Origin of the sequence: Streptomyces sp. NPDC047117, from assembly GCF_040643545.1 — a bacterium.
Taxonomy (GTDB): domain Bacteria; phylum Actinomycetota; class Actinomycetes; order Streptomycetales; family Streptomycetaceae; genus Streptomyces.
On sequence record NZ_JBEYUN010000006.1, the window covers coordinates 48,510 to 65,099 of the forward strand.

Sequence of the window (16,590 nt, forward strand, 5' to 3'; positions counted from 1 at the left end):
GGTCAGCCCTCCGGCGTCTGTTCCGGCGCGCCGGTCCCGCCGGGCCCCGCGGGAGCGTCCGACGCCTCGTGGAGCAGGCCGCGCAGCAGGCGCTCGTCGTCGGGGGAGAGGGCCGTGACGAAGCTGGCCAGTACCGCTTCCCGGTCGGTCTCCCCGTCCAGCACCCGGCGCATGCGCAGCGCGGCGAGCCCGGCCTCGTCGGACGCGGCCTGCCACACGAAGGCGCGGCCCAGCCGCTCGCGGGTGACCGCCCCCTTGGCCAGCAGCCGGGAGAGGATGGTCATGACGGTGGTGTAGGCGAGGTCGCCGTCGAGACGTTCCTGCACCCAGGCCGCCGTCGCCGGGCCCGAGGACAGCCGCAGCACCGACAGGACCTGGGCCTCCAGCTCGCCCTGGCCGCGCCGGCGTCCGCGGGGGTCGCGCTCGTGCCGTCCCTCGCCCGCTCGCCTGCCCGCTCCGCGGTCCACTCCGCCGTCTCCCTCCGCCGCCCGCCCGCACGTGTGCTCGTACGTCCGTGGGGCGGCCATCGTACTGAGGGAAGCCCGCCGCGTACGCCCGGACCGCGCGCCTTGTTTCTACAGTGCTGTAGATTCAACGGTCAGGGCACGGGGTGAGAAGCGGGGGAAGTGATGGCGCGGTTACCGGGGGAAGGGCTGCGGGCACGGGACGCGGCGGACGTGGAACGGCTGGTGGACCGGGCGCTGAGCACCGGTGAGATCGCGCGGGCAGTGCGGGCGGACCGCACCGGAGAGCTCGGCAGGCGGCTGCGGACCGGCGCGCTCGCCGAGGCCGCCCTGCTCGCGGAGGCGGCCGCGCCGGAGTACCGGACCTACCTCGGCCTCCGCGAGGGCACCGCAGGAGATGCCGCGGGTGGCACCGCCGACGGCACGGCCGGTGGCGGCGCGGGCGGCGCCGGGAGCGGGGCCGGTGCGGGCGGTGCCGGGAAGTGGCGCGGGCTGCTGCCCCTGCTCGGTGTGCTGGTGCCGAGCCTGGCCGCCGTGGCGTCCGCCGTCTTCTTCCTGCTGGGCTACCTGCTGCGGCCGGCCGCTTCGCAACGGGCGCTCGCGGACGCCCTGATCACCGCCGGGCAGGTCTCCGTGGTGCTCACCGCGGCGTCCCTGGCCTGTGGCGTCGCCGGGCTCCTCGGCACCGCGGCCCGGCACCGGGCGTCCGGCGCCGACGCGCCCGGCGAGCGGCTGCGGCGGGCGCGCGAGGCCTGGCAACTGGCGCTGCTGGAGCGCGGGATCGTGCCGCACCTGGAGCGGCAGCTCAGGTCCGGCCCGCCGACCGCACCCGCCCGGGAGACCGGCTCCCGGACCCGGCCCGGCTACAGCAGCCCGGACTTCGCGGCGCCCGACTACGCGAGCGGGCGGTATGCGAGCGGGGATTACGCCAGCGGCGACTACGCGAGCCCGGATTACGCGGGGCCCGACTTCAGCGGGCCCGATTCCGGGCCGCGGCACTGACCAGTACGCTCGTGATGCCCTCCGTGCGGAGGGGGAAAAGAGGACCGGGGATGTTCGGGATCAGTGAGATCGCACTGCTCCTCATCGTTGTCATCGTGCTGCTCGCGGCCAAGCGGCTGCCCGACCTCGTACGGTCCGCCGGCAAGGCGACCCGCATCCTGAAGAGCGAGACCCGGGCGATGAAGGACGGCGTCCACCCGGACGACGACGGCCCGCCGCCGCGCACGATCCGCGCCCGGCCCGGCGACGTCATCGGCTCCCGCACGGACGACGAGGCGCCCCGTACGACCGGCGAGCCGGGCGCCCGCAGCTGACCGCCGCGGGCCGCGCCCGGCCGTCCGTCACAGGTCGAACTCGGCCGGCGGGATGTCCAGCGCGAAGCAGACGTCGCGCACGACGGCCTGCTCGGTCTTGTCGAAGTCACCGTCGGCGCCGCCGATGACGATGCCGATCTGGATGACGGCCCGGCCCTCGGTCGGCTTCTTCTTCACCTTGCCGATCTCCTGCATGACGCTCACCTTGCCGAAGTCGAAGTCGGCGATGAGCTTGTCGAGGTAGCCGTCGAAGCGGCGCTGGAGGTCGTCCGCCGCGAAGTTCTGCAGCACCTCGTTCGACATGATCAGCTGCGCCACCCGGCGGCGCTCGGACGGGTCGACGGTGCCGTCCGCCGCGGCCACCAGCGCACACATCGCCATGCTCGCGTCCCGGAAGGCGCCGCTCTTCAGGTCGTTCTTCTTCGCGACCAGCTGAGTCTGCATCGTCTGCGCGGAATCCTTGATCCGGTCCCACAGAGCCATGTGAATCTCCTCGTCATCCCTCGTCCGTTGCGCACGGCTGCGCAGAGCTGAAATCTACACGGGTGTAGAAGTTGACGGCATGGGCCGCCCCGGAGGGCCGGCGGTCCCCCGCCCCGAAGTCCGGAGCGGCGGTGTCCGTCGTGATGCTCAACGTGCTTGTGGGGCGAAAGGTGCCCGGGGGCGAGGAGCCTTCCGGAGCCCTCCCGGTCAGCGCCGCGGGGCCGCGGAGCCGTCCGGGCCGTCGCCGCCGAGCCGCAGGCGGCCCTCGACCACGTCGTGCGCGACATCGCTCAGTACCCGGCGGTGGGCGCGGGCATGACCGCGCAGCAGCGCGAAGGCAGCGTCCATGGAGAGCCCGCAGCTGTTGGCGAGCACCCCCTTGGCCTGCTCGATGATCACGCGGCTCACCAGCGCGTGCTCCAGCTGGCCGGTCAGCGCCCGGCTCTCCTGCAGCTCATGGCCGCGTATCAGCGCCAACGCGGTGAAGTCCGCCAGCGACTGGGCGAGCGCCCCGGTCTCCTCGGACATGGGGGCGTCCGCCGGGGAGCCGAGCAGGACCAGCGCACCCAGCGGCCGCTCACGGGACCGCAGCGGAAAGGCGGCGACCCGGGTGTACCCCAGCTCCAGCGCGCGCGGGGTGTACCGCGGCCAACGCCGCCTGGCCGCCTCGCTGTCCAGTGCCACGTCGAGGAGCGCCCGGCCGCTGCGGCGGGCCTCCGTGCCGGGGCCCTCGGACCACTTCACGGCCTCACGCTTCAGCAGCTGTGCACCGTCCTCGGAGCCGGCGATGTGCGGCTCGGCGCGCGCGTCCACGGTGGCGACCGTGCCGACCGCGTGCACACCGAGGAGGTCCGGGCCGCACCGTACGAGTGTGGCCAGCAACTCAGGGGCCTCCAAGGGCGTGCCCGCGCTTCCTCCGGACAATTCCACGAACACGTCGGCGATCTGCTGTGCCGGTGTCGTCATGACGCCCCCTTCAGGCGAGTCGCAGCGTTCTGCGAACTTTGCGCCATCCTTGCCCCTCAGGCAAGACGGAACTCCCCGCTCACGATCCGCTCCGCCATCACGTTGACGGGTATCCCGTCCGCGTAGGCCCTTGCCTTGATCAGCGCGAGGGCGTCCTTGACGGGACAGCGTTCCTGTACGGACACCATCCCCGCGGCCTGGTGCACGGCGTCCCGGTGGTCCGTCCCGCCGTAGAACTCCGGGTCGGCGTCCGGGCCGATGAGCATCGACCGCACCAGCGCCTCGGTGAGGTCGGCGACGGCCGTGGTCGTGGCGGTGCCGGGCCGGGGGTCGAAGACCGCCAGCGAGCCCAGGCACCCGCCGGGCGTCTTCAAGGGTACGGCGATCACCTCGCCGAAGCCGAGCGCCGTGACGGCCGGGCCGTAAACGGGCCAGAACCGCTCAAGGGACCGGCCCGCCGCGGAGATCCGGCGGCGGCCGGCCGCCGCGTCCGTGCCCGGCCCCTCGCCCAGGACGTACTCCAGGTCCTGGGCGGCGCGGGACCCCTCGTCGGAGGCGGCCACGGCGAGCTGGCTCTGGTCGGACCCGACCAGGGTGAGGGCGGCGCTGTCGGTGCCGCAGGCGTCCGCGACCACGCTCATGAAGAGCGGCTGGGTGTCCTGCGGGCCGGACCGGGCCATCAGCCGGCGGGCGAACTTCTCCTGGAGACGCGCCGAGGAACGGTGGCGGTTGGCCGTCCGGCGGTGGCTGTCGGCCAGTTCGGCGTGGCGTACCTGGCCGCTCTCCAGGAAGAGCCGTTCGTACTGCTCGGCGAACGCCTCAGCGCGCGCGGCGCTTTGCAGCGCCCTGGTCATGCGCCGCCAGGCGATCGCTGAGTCTCCCGACGGGCTGCCGGTGTCCATGGCGACAGCGTACGCCGTTCCGCGCGTCAAACGGCCGGATCGGGACTCTGTTCTTCCATCAACAGGACGACGCCGCCGTTGTATCCGTCGAAGGGGGAGCACACGACGGTGCAGTCGATGGACCGGCCGATGCGGTTCACGGCGGGCAGCTCGACGGGGCCGGTGCGGTACCCGGTCTGCAGGCACTTCTGGACCGCGTTCCGCAGCTGTTCCGCCGGCAGCCCGAAGTCGAGGGAGAAGAACTCCCTGTCCTCGACCTCGTCGGGGCGCAGCCCCCACAGCTCGGCGGCGCCGCGGTTCCAGCTCTTGACCCGCGCCTCGCTGTCCAGCACCACCACTCCGGCGGCGACGCTGGTCAGGACGCCTTCGAGGAAGGCGCGGGCCTCGTCGAGCTCCGCGGTGCGGATGCGCATCTCCTCATTCATGGTCTCCAGTTCCTCGTTGCCCGACTGGAGTTCTTCGTTGGTGGTCTCCAGTTCCTCGTTGGTGGACTGGAGTTCTTCGTTGGTGGTCTCCAGCTCCTCGATGCTCGACTGGAGTTCCTCGTTGGTGGTCTCCAGTTCCTCGTTGGTGGACTGGAGTTCTTCGTAGGCGGTCTCCAGCTCCTCGCGCACCCGCTTGACCTCGGACTTCAGCTGTGTGGAGACGGTGACGTCGGTGAAGGTGATGTGTGTGGCGGTGGGCAGGCCGTTGGGGGTGACCAGCGGCTGGATCAGGATGTCGAAGAACTGCGTCTCCTCGCCGACCCGGCGCTCGGCACTGTTGACGCGCAGCGTCCGCCGTTCGTGGACGGCCTGCTCGATCAGGGAGCGCAGCTCGACCGGGCGGTAGGAGATCTCCAGGTCCTGGAAGGGGCGGCCGATGTCGTTGGTGGTGAGCGCGAACTGCGCCCGCGCGTGGCTGTTGATCATTACGACGGTGCCGGCGAGGTCGACGGCGAGCGAGGAGGCCGGGGTCGCGTCCAGGATGAGGTCGCGCAGCTGGCGGTTGCGGGCGAGCGAGTTCAGCTCCTGGCCCGAGGCCGTCCCGATCCGCAGCGGTGTCGGCGAGTACGGCAGCCCCGTGTCGCCCGGCCGGCGCCGGAAGACCCGCTGCCGCATGCTCAGCACTTCGAACCGGTCGGCGTCGTTGAGCAGCATCTCGGCCTTGCCGAGGAAGAGGAAGCCGCCCTCCTTGAGAGCGAAGTGGAAGCGGTCGACGATCTGGGTCTGCGCCTCGACGTTGAAGTACATCAGCGTGTTGCGGCACACCAGCAGGCTCAGCCGGGAGATGGGGGCGTCGCGGGTGATGTCGTGCCGGCCGAAGATCACTCGGCGGCGCAGGTCGGAGCGGAGGCTGAACTGCGTGCCGTTCTCGACGAAGTACTTGTCGCGCAGCTCCGGCGACAGCGACTCCAGGGCCTTCGCCGGATACAGGCCGGCGCGCGCGTCCCGCAGCGCCTCCTCGTCGACGTCGGTCGCGTAGATCTTGACGCGTTCCAGGGCCTCGTCCACCCCCAGCGTCTCGGCGAGCATGATCGCGAGCGAGTACGCCTCCTCGCCGGTGGAGCAGCCCGCGCTCCACACCCGGATCTCGTCGCCGGGAGTGGCCTGGGACACCAGATCGGGCAGCACCTCGCGCTGGAGGTACGTCCAGGCGTCCGCGTCGCGGAAGAAGGAGGTGACGTTGATCAGGATGGTGTTGAAGAGGGCGTTGAATTCCTCGGCGCTGGTCTCCAGCATGTCCCGGTAGTCGGCGTAGGAGCCCACTTCCACGTCCGTCATCCGCTTGCGGATGCGCCGGGTCAGGGAAGACCGCTTGTACCCCGTGAAGTCAAAACCGCGCGCGTCTCTCAGGAAGGTGAGCAGCCCTTCCAGCTCCTCGTCGGTCTCCACTTCGCGCGTCTCGCCCATCACTGCCTCTTGACCTCGACCAAGCCACGGACCACCGTGGCGATTTCCTCCAGAGGTAGCACGAAATCCACCGCACCCGTTCCCACGGCCGCCTCCGGCATTCCGCTGAATTCTGCCGTGCCCGGGTCCTCACAGATGACGGTGCCACCGCACGACTTCACCGCGTCCACGCCCATGGCGCCGTCCCGGCCGGTGCCGGTCAGCACGCAGGCGATGGCGCGCGCGCCGTAGGCACCGGCCACCGACTCGAAGAGGAGGTCGGCCGAGGGCCGTACGAAGTGGACCATGCTGCTGCGGGAGAGCGACAGGACGCCGTCGGCGTTCACGAGGAGGTGGTGGTCGGGCGGGGCCACGTAGACGATGCCCGGCCGAATGCGCTCGTCGTCCTCCGCGAGCTTGACCTCGAGGCGCGTACGGCGGTTCAGCACCCCGGCGATGACGGTGCTGTGCCGGGGGTCGAGGTGCTGGACGACGAGCACGGGTACCGGCAGCTCGGCGTCCAGCTGTTCCACGAGGGTGGACAGGGCGTGGATGCCGCCGGCCGAGGAGGCGACCGCCACGACGGCGAAGTGGTCCGCTGCGGTCTCTTCTGCGGTCACACCAGTGAGCCTAATCCCGGGAGGCGGCGGTGGCGAGGAGCGAACGGCCTTCGTGTGCGGCCCGGACGGGGATCGCGCCGTCCGCGCCGTACCGTGCGGGCGGCGTGCGCGGTCCGTCCGTCAGGGCCACACCAGGCAGTACGCCTGATGTCCGGCCTCGTGCAGGCGGTGCGAGAAGTCCTGCCATTCGTGGAGGAGCCGGTAGACGGCGAAGGCGTCGCGCGGGCCGCCGCGGTCGGGGACCGTGGACCATATGAAGGCGGCGGCGCCCACCGACTCCTCGCCGACGCCGCGCAGCGGGTCGACGACCGTCATGGGGAGCTTGACCACGGCGTAGTCGGGGTGCAGGACGACCAGTTCCAGCGGGGGGACCTTGGAGAGGGGTATGCCCTCGATGCCGGTCAGCACCATCGCCGCCATGGTCTCCGGCTTGATCTTGGTGAACATCCCGCCCATGCCGAGCTCGTCGCCGCCCAGCTCCTCGGGGCGCATCGAGATGGGCACCCGGGCCGCCGTGGCGCCGTCGGGAGCGCCGAAGTACTTGTAGGTCACCCCCATGCGCCCGCCTCTGCCGCTGGTCCCGCTGTTGTTCTCCGCGCCGCTGGTAGGGGCGCCGCTCTGCTCCGCACGGTCCTGCTCGCCGCTGTACTCCGCTCGGCGGTGGCGGCCACGCCGGGCGCGCTCCGGGCCCCGGTCATCGGTCCCTTCGCCCAGTTCGCCACCGCGATGCATATCTCCACCCGACCACTCGCAGCCTCAGCCGCGCAACCCGATCATCGTCTCAGAGACCTCCCCCGTCACCGGCGTGTGAAACGCCCGGCCGCGCGCCCCCGTGCGCCTCTGAGACCATTGCTTGCGTGACTCACTCGTACGATGCCCCAGTTTCGCAGACGCTCTTCGACCGCGCGGCCGTCGTGACGCCCGGCGGCGTGAACTCTCCCGTGCGCGCGTTCGGCGCCGTGGGCGGTACGCCCCGGTTCATGGTGTCCGGTACCGGTCCGTACCTCACGGACGCCGACGGCCGTGAGTACGTCGACCTCGTGTGCTCGTGGGGGCCGATGATCCTCGGTCATTCGCACCCCCAGGTCGTCCGGGCCGTCCAGGACGCCGTCGCGCACGGCCTGTCGTTCGGTACGCCCGGTGCCGGTGAGGTCGAACTCGCCGAGGAGATCGTGGCCCGCATCGAGCCGGTCGAGCAGGTGCGCCTGGTCTCCTCCGGCACCGAGGCGACCATGTCGGCGATCCGGCTGGCCCGCGGCTTCACCGGCCGCCCCAAGGTGATCAAGTTCGCCGGCTGCTACCACGGGCACGTCGACGCGCTGCTGGCCGCGGCCGGCTCCGGCGTGGCGACCTTCGGGCTGCCCGACACGCCGGGCGTCACCGGCGCGCAGGCCGGCGACACGATCGTGCTCCCGTACAACGACATCGAGGCCGTGCGCGCCGCGTTCGCCGCGCACGAGGGCCAGATCGCCTGTGTGATCACCGAGGCGTCGGCCGGCAACATGGGCGTGGTCCCGCCGCTGCCCGGCTTCAACCAGGGCCTGAAGGACCTCTGCTCCGCCAACGGCGCGCTCTACATCTCCGACGAGGTCATGACCGGCTTCCGGGTGAGCAAGGCCGGCTGGTACGGCATCGACGGCGTGCGTCCGGACCTGATGACCTTCGGCAAGGTCATGGGCGGCGGCTTCCCGGCCGCGGCGTTCGGCGGCCGCGCCGACGTGATGGCCCACCTCGCCCCGGCCGGCCCGGTCTACCAGGCGGGCACCCTCTCCGGTAACCCGGTCGCCACCGCCGCCGGCGTCACGCAGCTGCGGCTGCTGGACGACGCCGCGTACGAGAAGGTCGACGCGGTCTCCGCCGAGCTGCGCGGGCTGGTCTCCGAGGCGCTGTCCAAGGAGGGCGTGGCGCACCGCGTGCAGGTCGCGGGCAACATGTTCTCGGTCTTCTTCTCCGACGTGGACGTCACCGACTACGAGAAGGCCAAGGCGCAGGAGTCCTTCCGCTACACGCCCTTCTTCCACTCGATGCTCTCCCAGGGCGTCTACCTCCCGCCGTCCGCCTTCGAGTCGTGGTTCGTCTCCACCGCCCACGACGCGCAGGCCGTCGAGCGGATCGCGGCGGCGCTGCCGGCCGCCGCCCGGGCCGCCGCCGAGGCCACCGCATGAGCGGCACGACCGGCGGCAAGGGCGGCGGCGACGAGATCACCGTCGTCCACCTGATGCGCCACGGCGAGGTGCACAACCCCGACGGCGTCCTCTACGGGCGGCGCCCCGGGTACCACCTCTCCGAGCTGGGCCGGCAGATGGCCGACCGGGTCGCCGAGCACCTCGCGGACCGCGACATCACGCATGTCGTCGCCTCCCCGCTGGAGCGGGCGCAGGAGACGGCCGCGCCGATCGGCAAGGCGCACGGGCTGGACGTCGACAGCGACCCGCGGCTCATCGAGGCCGGGAACATCTTCGAGGGCAAGACCTTCGGGGTCGGCGACGGCGCGCTCAAGCGGCCGGGCAACTGGAGGTACCTCACCAACCCGTTCCGGCCCTCCTGGGGCGAGCCGTACATCGAGCAGGTCGTACGGATGATGGCGGCGCTCGGCACGGCCCGGGACGCGGCCCGCGGCCACGAGGCGGTCGCGGTCAGCCACCAGCTGCCGATCTGGATCGTGCGCAGCTTCGCCGAGCGGCGCCGGCTGTGGCACGACCCGCGCAAGCGGCAGTGCACCCTCGCCTCGCTGACGTCCTTCACCTTCCACGGCGACCGGATCGTCTCGGTCGGCTACACCGAGCCCGCGCTCGACCTGGTGCCGGAGCATCTGCGCGCCGGGGCCCAGCCACGGTTCGGCAAGGGCTCCGTGAAGGGACAGGCCAAGGCCGCCGGCGCCTGAGCCCGGCCCCTGCGGCGGTACGTACGGACAGTTCTCCGTACGTACCGCCGTAGATATATGCGATTACCCCGGAACCCCGGAACCCGCTCCGCCCTCTTACCCGATGTCCGTATTTACGGGCGTTGAGTACGGCGAATCACGGCAAATGCGGACGGGAACGGTATGAGCGCGATCAGTCGGCGGAACCTGCTGGGCATCGGAGCGGGGGCGGCCGCCGCGATCGGACTCGCGGGCTGCGGCACCGAACGGCCCGGCGACGCCGCCAGGAAGAAGACCGTCCAGGCCCGCCCGAAGCCGATAGGCGACGGCTCCACCGCCGAGACCGGACCCCAGCCGCACCAGCCCCCGAAGCCCGAGCCGCTGGAGCCGGGGCAGACCCCGCCGCAGTTCGTTGTCTTCTCCTGGGACGGCGCCGGCGAGGTCGGCAACGGACTCTTCCCGCGCTTCCGCCGCCTCGCCGAGGACCACGGCGCGAAGATGACCTTCTTCCTCTCCGGCCTGTACTGCCTCCCGGAGTCCAAGAAGTCCCTGTACCGCCCGCCGAACAACCCGGTCGGCGCCTCCGACATCGGCTACCTCACCGACGCGCACATCAAGGAGACGCTGCGCAACGTCCGGGCCGCCTGGCTGGAGGGCCACGAGATAGGCACCCACTTCAACGGCCACTTCTGCGCCGGCTCCGGCTCGGTCGCCCGCTGGACGCCCGCGCAGTGGCGCTCCGAGATCGACCAGGCCGTCGACTTCGTCACGAAGTGGCGCACCCACACCGGCTTCACCGACGTCGAGCCGCTGCCCTTCGACTACAAGAAGGAGCTCGTCGGCGGCCGCACCCCCTGCCTGCTCGGCCAGGACAACCTGCTGCCCACCGCCCGCGGCCTCGGCTGGCGCTACGACGCCAGCTCGCCCGGCGGCCGCCAGACCTGGCCCACGAAGAAGCGTGGCATCTGGGATTTCCCGCTCCAGCAGATACCGTTCCCGGGCCACTCCTTCGAGGTCCTCTCGATGGACTACAACATGCTCGCGAATCAGTCCCGCAACTCCACCCGGGCCCCCAGCGCGAACTACCCCGGCTGGCGCCGGCAGGCCGCGGGCGCCTACATATCCGGCTTCCAGCGCGCCTACGAGTCCAACCGCGCCCCCTTCTTCATCGGCAACCACTTCGAGGAGTGGAACGGCGGGATCTACATGGACGCCGTCGAGGAGGCGCTGAAGCACATCGCGGACGACGGCCACCGGGACGTGCGGCTGGTGTCCTTCAAGCAGTTCACCGACTGGCTGGACGTCCAGGACCCGAAGGTGCTGGCCCGGCTCCAGCGGCTGGGCGTCGGCGAACAGCCGGCCGGCGGCTGGCGGCGGTACCTCACCGGGGCCTGAACCGCGCCGACGAGGGGGGTGCGGAAGATCCACAAAAGGCCCATGCGAAACTTTTCACATGAGTGCCTGCCGCGTCCCCCGCCGCGTCACCCGCCGCCGCCTGCTCCTGCCGGCCGCCGGCGCCGCGGCCGCCGCCGTGCTGCTCAGCGCCTGCGGATCAGGGGGTACCTCAGGCGGCTCGGAGCAGACCAAGTTCGTCCAGGGCAAGGGCGGCGTCGACACCGTCAAGCCGGCGGACCGGCAGCCGGCGCCCGACATCTCCGGCGAGTCCACCGAGGGCAAGCAGCTCGACGCCGCCGACTACAAGGGCAAGGTCGTCGTCCTCAACATCTGGGGATCATGGTGCGCGCCCTGCATCGCCGAGGCCCCGAACTTCGCCAAGGTCGCCAACGAGACCAAGGACAAGGGCGTGCAGTTCCTCGGGATCAACACCCGGGACTCCAAGAAGACCCAGGCGGTGAGCTTCGAGGAGCAGCACAGGATCCCGTACCCCAGCCTGTACGACCCGATGGGCAAGCTCATGCTGCGCTTCCCCAAGGGCAGCCTGAACCCGCAGGCCATCCCCAGCACCATCGCGATCGACCGCAAGGGCCGGATCGCGGCCCGCGCGCTCACCCCGCTCAGCGAGAGCGAGCTGCGCAAGATGATCGACCCGCTGATCGCGGAGAAGTGATCCCGTGAGCGTGCTCGCCGTAGCCGGCACCGCACCGAACCACACGGTGCTCACCGGTGCCCTGCTGGTCGCCCTGCCGGTCGCCCTCCTCGGCGGCCTGGTGTCCTTCTTCTCGCCGTGCGTGCTGCCGCTCGTACCCGGCTACATGTCGTACGTCACCGGCGTCACCGGCACCGACCTCGGTGAGGCCCGGCGCGGCCGGATGCTCACCGGCGCCTCCCTCTTCGTCCTCGGCTTCACCGTCGTCTTCGTCTCCGGCGGTGCCCTCTTCGGGTACTTCGGACAGACGCTCCAGGACTACAAGGACGTCATCTCGCGGGTGCTCGGCGCCCTGACCATCCTGCTCGGCCTCACCTTCATGGGAGTGCTGGGCCGCTTCGGGCAGCGCGAGTTCCGGATGCTGCACAAGCGGCCCGCGATGGGGCTGGTGGGCGCGCCCGTGCTCGGCGTGCTCTTCGGCGTCGGCTGGACGCCGTGCCTGGGCCCCACCCTGACCGCCGTGAACGCCCTGTCGTTCAACGAGGCCAGCGCGGGCCGCGGCGCGCTGCTGACCATCGCGTACTGCATCGGCCTCGGCCTGCCCTTCATCCTGGTCGCCCTGGCCTTCCGCAAGGCGCTCGGCGCGTTCGGCTGGGTCAAGCGCCACTATGTGTGGGTGATGCGGACCGGTGGCGGCCTGCTCGTCGTCATCGGCGTCCTGCTCGTCACAGGAATCTGGGACAGCATGATGTCCGCACTGCAGAGCTGGACCACAGGCTTCACCGTTGGGATCTGATCGATGACCGCCAAGACCGAGAACCGCGAGTCCGAGCCCGAACTGGGCGCGGCCGGGTCCCAGCTCTCCACCGCGCCCAAGGAAGAGATCAGCCTGCCGTCCCTCGGGCCGCTCGGCTGGGCCCGCTGGTTCTGGCGCCAGCTGACCTCGATGCGGGTGGCGCTGATCCTGCTGTTCCTGCTCTCGCTCGGCGCCGTCCCCGGCTCGCTGATCCCGCAGACCAGCATCAACCCGGTCAAGGTCGACGAGTTCAAGAAGCAGCACGACGTGCTCGGGCCGCTGTACGACAAGCTCGGGATGTTCCACGTCTACAGCTCGGTGTGGTTCTCCGCGATCTACCTGCTGCTGTTCATCTCGCTGATCGGCTGCATCATCCCGCGGACCTGGCAGTTCGTCGGCCAGCTGCGCGGCCGCCCGCCGGGCGCCCCGCGCCGCCTGACCCGGCTCCCCGCGTACGCCACCTGGCGCACCACCGCCGAGCCCGAGCAGGTCCTCGACGCCGCCAGGCGGACGCTCAAGAAGCGCCGCTTCCGTACCCAGATCGTGGGCACCGCGGTCGCCTCCGAGAAGGGTTACCTCCGCGAGGCCGGCAACCTGGTCTTCCACATCGCGCTGATCGTGATGCTGGTCGCCTTCGCCGTCGGCAACCTGTGGAAGTCCGAGGGCGGCAAGCTGATCGCCGAGGGCGACGGCTTCTCCAACAGCCTGACCCAGTTCGACGACTTCAAGTCCGGGTCGTTCTTCGACACCGACGACCTGGCGCCGTTCGGCTTCCAGCTCGACAAGTTCGTCGCCACGTACGAGCGCGGCGGACCGCAGAACGGCACCCCGCGCGTCTTCCGTGCCGACGTCACCTACTTCGACGGCGCCGACGGCAAGGAGCGCAAGACCTCGATCAAGGTCAACGAGCCGCTGGACATCGGCGGCGACCGGGTCTACCTGCTCTCGCACGGCTACGCCCCCGAGGTCACCGTCAAGGACGGCACCGGCAAGGTGGTCTACGAGGGCGCGGTCCCCTTCCTCCCGCAGGACCAGAAGAACTTCACCTCCAGCGGCGTGGTGAAGGTCCCCGGGGCCAAGACCAAGGACGGCAAGCGGAACCAGCTGGGCTTCCAGGGCTTCTTCGTCCCGACCTTCGGCGGCAAGGGCTCGGGCTCGATGTTCTCGGTCTTCCCGGCGCTGGACAATCCCCGGCTGACCCTCACCGCGTACCACGGTGACCTGGGCGTGGACTCCGGTCTGCCGCAGAACGTGTACCAGCTGGAGACCAAGAACCTGAAGCAGTACAAGCAGGACGGCCGGGCGGTCGCCCAGATGATGGCGCCGGGCCAGACGATGAAGCTGCCGAACGGTGACGGCAGCATCAAGTTCGACGGCGTCAAGCAGTGGGCCAGCTTCACCATCTCCCACCAGCCCGGCAACGAGATCGCGCTGGGCGGCGCCGTCGCGGCCCTGCTGGGCCTGGCCGGCTCGCTGTTCATCCAGCGCCGCCGGGTGTGGGTCCGTGCCGAGCCGGGTCCCGACGGCGTCACCGTCGTGGAGATCGCCGGGCTCGGCCGCAGCGAGTCCCCGAAGCTCCCCGAGGAGCTGGCCGATCTCGCGTACGCCCTCCAGCCGGAAGCGCCGCAGGCCCCCGAGCCCGCGGCCGAGGCCCCCGACCCCGAAGCAGAAGACTCCGCGGAGCCGTCCGACTCCGCCGGCAACGCTGATCCCTCCGAAGGAGCGCGCGCGTGAACCTCGCGGCCGCGGCCAACGAGAACCTGGCCAGTACCAGCAACACGCTGATCTATTCGGCGATGGCGATCTACACCCTGGCGTTCCTCGCGCACATGGCGGAATGGGTGTTCGGCAGCCGCAGCAAGGTGGCCCGTACGGCCGCCGCGCTCACCGCGGAGAAATCGGCGACGCCCGCCGTGACGGTGCAGGCCAAGGACCGGTCCGGCGGCACCGCCGTCCTGGACCGCCCCAAGGTCGTCACCCGCTCCGCGGCCGGCAGCCGGGACGTGCCCGACGGCCCCGGCGCGCACGGCGGCACCGAGAAGGGCGACCTGTACGGCCGGATCGCCATCTCGCTGACCACCCTCGCGTGGCTGATCCACGTGGGCGGCGTGATCTCCCGCGCCCTGTCGGTGGAGCGTGCCCCCTGGGGCAACATGTACGAGTTCTCCACCACCTTCGCCGCGGTCGCGGTGGCCGTGTACCTGATCCTGCTGGTCGCCAAGAAGAACGTCCGCTGGATCGGCCTGCCGCTGATCACCACGGTCCTGCTGGACCTCGGCCTCGCCGTCTCGGTCCTCTACACCGCCAGCGACCAGCTCGTCCCGGCGCTGCACTCGTACTGGCTGTGGATCCACGTCAGCTGCGCGATCATCTCCGGCGCGGTCCTCTACATGGGCGCGGTCGCCACGCTCCTGTACCTCTTCCGCGACCGGTACGAGGCCAAGCTCGCGGACCCCGCCGGCAAGCAGCCCGGCGCCTTCGCCAAGTCCGTGCTGGAGCGGCTGCCCGCGGCCGCCTCGCTGGACAAGTTCGCGTACCGCATCAACGCGACCGTCTTCCCGCTGTGGACCTTCACGATCATCGCGGGCGCGATCTGGGCCGAGGCAGCCTGGGGCCGCTACTGGGGCTGGGACCCCAAGGAGGTCTGGTCCTTCATCACCTGGGTCGCCTACGCCTGCTACCTGCACGCCCGCGCCACCGCCGGCTGGAAGGGCCGCAAGGCCGCCTACCTGGCCCTGATCGCCTTCGCCTGCTACCTCTTCAACTACTACGGCGTGAACATCTTCGTCACGGGTCTGCACTCGTACGCGGGGGTCTGACCGGCGGGTTCTGCTACCGGGACCGTGCGCGCTCCGGCGCCGCACGGTCCCGGTCCGCGTTTCGGGGGACCGGCCGGTGTCAGCGGGTCAGCGTGACGGTGGCGGTGGCGGTCGCCGCGGTGTGGTCACCGTCGCCCCGGTACGTGACGGTGTAGACCGCCTCGCCCGTGCCCTTGGGCCGGTCGGTGACGGCGAAGGTGCCGTCGGCGGCCACGGCGGCCTCGCCCAGGGACACCCGCTTCCCGCCGGGGCCCGCGCGCGTCACCCCGACCGTCGTGCCCTCGGGGAGGGCCAGCCGTGCGGTGAGCGTGCCCGACACGGTCAGCTGCTTATTGGGGGCCGAGGTGCCGGGAGCGGTGACCGTGAGGGACGGGACGGCCTTGGTGGCGTCCGTGAACACCTTGAGGGCGTAGGCCGCCTCGCCGTTGTCCGTGCCCTCCGTGACGGCGAAGAGCCGGTCGCCCTCGGGCGCCCAGGCCAGCCCGGCGGATCGCAGGTCGGGCGTGCCGGTGCCGCGGAAGTCGTACGTGCGGTACGCGGTCCCCCGGTCGGGCTTGAAGAGGGACAGCGCCGGATACCAGCTGGAGATGCCGGCCGCGACGGTGCCGTCCGGGGCGACGGCCACGGAGTTCGGGTAGGTGTTCGTGGCATAGCGGCCGTCCGCCGACAGGTCCTCCAGCCGGAACACCTGGTGGTAGTACGGGGAGCCGCTGGCCGTGACGACGTGCTCGCCGTCCGGGGTGATCGCCATGTCCTGCATGTTGGAGGTGGACCCGCCGGGGTCCCGGACCGAGGCCTGCTGCCGCGGGGTGCCGGAGGAGACGTCGTACACCGTGAGGGTCGCGGGGCTCGACCCCTCGACGGTCGCGACGATCCTGCCGGGCGCCGCGGGAGAGGAGACCAGGGTCGGCGCGGAGTAGAAGGGGCCGTACCCCACCTGCTTCAGCGAGACGACCGGCTCGGGGCCGGACAGGTCGAGGGAGCCGACGTCGCCGAAGGAGTCGGCGGCGTCGTACCCGAACCACACCGTGTCGCCGGTGACGGCCGGGCTCAGCGGGCGGTTGCCGGCGCCGAGACGGTAGCGGGCCTTCTCCGTCAGCGTGCCGGTGTCGACGGCGGAGATCGCGTCACCGTTCGGCAGGGCGACGTAGAGGGTGCCGGAGTCCTCGGACAGCGCGAGCCCGGCGGCGCCCGGCTCGCCCTCGATCCGCTTGACGAGCTTGCCGTCGTAGTCGGTCACCACGACGGCGCTGCCGGCCGGATCGCTGAGGAACACGCGGTCGTGGACGCCGTCCACGACGATGTCCCCGTGGCCCCCGGTGAGCGGCAGCGGAGCGGTGGAGTCGGCCGCCGCGGCGGCCCCGGCTCCTAAGAGGGAAGTGGCACCCACCACGGCCGCGAGGGCCGCGGCTCCGACGAGTCTTCGTATGCGCACGCTTCTTC

General features: G+C 71.2%; 17 protein-coding genes. 9 read left to right on the top strand and 8 right to left on the bottom strand.

The features are described 5' to 3' along the window. Positions 1-2: 2 nt before the first annotated feature. On the bottom strand, positions 3-467 hold the full coding sequence (locus ABZ840_RS13070) for a BlaI/MecI/CopY family transcriptional regulator (RefSeq protein WP_361557904.1): 465 nt from the start codon (positions 465-467) through the stop codon (positions 3-5). A 162-nt stretch (positions 468-629) separates the two neighbouring features. On the opposite strand from ABZ840_RS13070, the gene ABZ840_RS13075 reads away from it, so the two are divergent. After that, positions 630-1,466 carry a hypothetical protein gene (locus ABZ840_RS13075; RefSeq protein ID WP_361557907.1) on the top strand — a complete coding sequence of 279 codons (837 nt, stop codon included), beginning with the start codon at positions 630-632 and terminating at the stop codon, positions 1,464-1,466. 50 nt (positions 1,467-1,516) lie between these two features. Beyond that, the gene (locus ABZ840_RS13080) at positions 1,517-1,780 is read left to right on the top strand and encodes a twin-arginine translocase TatA/TatE family subunit (protein ID WP_361557909.1); all 264 of its coding nucleotides are present in this window, start codon (positions 1,517-1,519) and stop codon (positions 1,778-1,780) included. Between the two features lie 27 nt (positions 1,781-1,807). On the opposite strand, the gene ABZ840_RS13085 is transcribed toward ABZ840_RS13080, so the two are convergent. From ABZ840_RS13085 to ABZ840_RS13110, 6 genes are all read right to left on the bottom strand, one after another. Beyond that, the gene (locus tag ABZ840_RS13085) at positions 1,808-2,263 is read right to left on the bottom strand and encodes a TerB family tellurite resistance protein (protein WP_361557912.1); all 456 of its coding nucleotides are present in this window, start codon (positions 2,261-2,263) and stop codon (positions 1,808-1,810) included. Positions 2,264-2,470: 207 nt separating this feature from the next. Continuing rightward, positions 2,471-3,229 (bottom strand): ANTAR domain-containing protein, encoded by a 759-nt coding sequence (locus ABZ840_RS13090; RefSeq protein WP_361557915.1) that lies wholly within the window; start codon positions 3,227-3,229, stop codon positions 2,471-2,473. Positions 3,230-3,285: 56 nt separating this feature from the next. Then, positions 3,286-4,131, bottom strand: a complete 846-nt coding sequence (locus ABZ840_RS13095; protein ID WP_361557918.1) for a GAF domain-containing protein — start codon at positions 4,129-4,131, stop codon at positions 3,286-3,288. Between the two features lie 26 nt (positions 4,132-4,157). Next, entirely contained in the window at positions 4,158-6,023 is a 1,866-nt protein-coding gene (locus tag ABZ840_RS13100) for a CheR family methyltransferase (RefSeq protein WP_361557921.1), read from the bottom strand. Continuing rightward, the gene (locus tag ABZ840_RS13105) at positions 6,023-6,622 is read right to left on the bottom strand and encodes a chemotaxis protein CheB (protein WP_361557924.1); all 600 of its coding nucleotides are present in this window, start codon (positions 6,620-6,622) and stop codon (positions 6,023-6,025) included. The genes ABZ840_RS13100 and ABZ840_RS13105 overlap by 1 nt, the downstream gene beginning before the upstream one ends. Positions 6,623-6,742: 120 nt before the next feature. Then, a complete protein-coding gene (locus ABZ840_RS13110) occupies positions 6,743-7,354 on the bottom strand; it encodes a hypothetical protein (protein ID WP_361557927.1) in 612 nt (203 codons plus the stop codon). A gap of 125 nt (positions 7,355-7,479) precedes the next feature. Between ABZ840_RS13110 and hemL the strand changes: the two genes are divergently transcribed. The 7 genes from hemL (at position 7,480) to ccsB (ending at position 15,147) form a co-directional block, all read left to right on the top strand. Further along, entirely contained in the window at positions 7,480-8,787 is a 1,308-nt protein-coding gene (hemL, locus tag ABZ840_RS13115; RefSeq protein WP_361557930.1) for a glutamate-1-semialdehyde 2,1-aminomutase, read from the top strand. Beyond that, entirely contained in the window at positions 8,784-9,506 is a 723-nt protein-coding gene (locus ABZ840_RS13120) for a histidine phosphatase family protein (RefSeq protein WP_361557933.1), read from the top strand. The genes hemL and ABZ840_RS13120 overlap by 4 nt, the downstream gene beginning before the upstream one ends. A gap of 162 nt (positions 9,507-9,668) precedes the next feature. Further along, entirely contained in the window at positions 9,669-10,880 is a 1,212-nt protein-coding gene (locus tag ABZ840_RS13125) for a hypothetical protein (protein WP_361557935.1), read from the top strand. Between the two features lie 58 nt (positions 10,881-10,938). Beyond that, on the top strand, positions 10,939-11,553 hold the full coding sequence (locus ABZ840_RS13130; protein WP_361557938.1) for a TlpA disulfide reductase family protein: 615 nt from the start codon (positions 10,939-10,941) through the stop codon (positions 11,551-11,553). A gap of 10 nt (positions 11,554-11,563) precedes the next feature. Next, positions 11,564-12,328 carry a cytochrome c biogenesis protein CcdA gene (locus ABZ840_RS13135; RefSeq protein WP_361558790.1) on the top strand — a complete coding sequence of 255 codons (765 nt, stop codon included), beginning with the start codon at positions 11,564-11,566 and terminating at the stop codon, positions 12,326-12,328. Between the two features lie 3 nt (positions 12,329-12,331). Continuing rightward, complete coding sequence (locus ABZ840_RS13140; protein WP_361557941.1) at positions 12,332-14,062, top strand: cytochrome c biogenesis protein ResB; 1,731 nt, start codon at positions 12,332-12,334, stop codon at positions 14,060-14,062. Beyond that, entirely contained in the window at positions 14,059-15,147 is a 1,089-nt protein-coding gene (ccsB, locus tag ABZ840_RS13145) for a c-type cytochrome biogenesis protein CcsB (RefSeq protein WP_361557945.1), read from the top strand. Before ABZ840_RS13140 ends, ccsB begins: the two co-directional genes overlap by 4 nt. Before the next feature lie 79 nt (positions 15,148-15,226). Here the strand turns inward: ccsB and ABZ840_RS13150 are convergent, their stop codons facing one another. Continuing rightward, positions 15,227-16,444 (bottom strand): hypothetical protein, encoded by a 1,218-nt coding sequence (locus ABZ840_RS13150; RefSeq protein WP_361557948.1) that lies wholly within the window; start codon positions 16,442-16,444, stop codon positions 15,227-15,229. Positions 16,445-16,590: the final 146 nt, after the last annotated feature.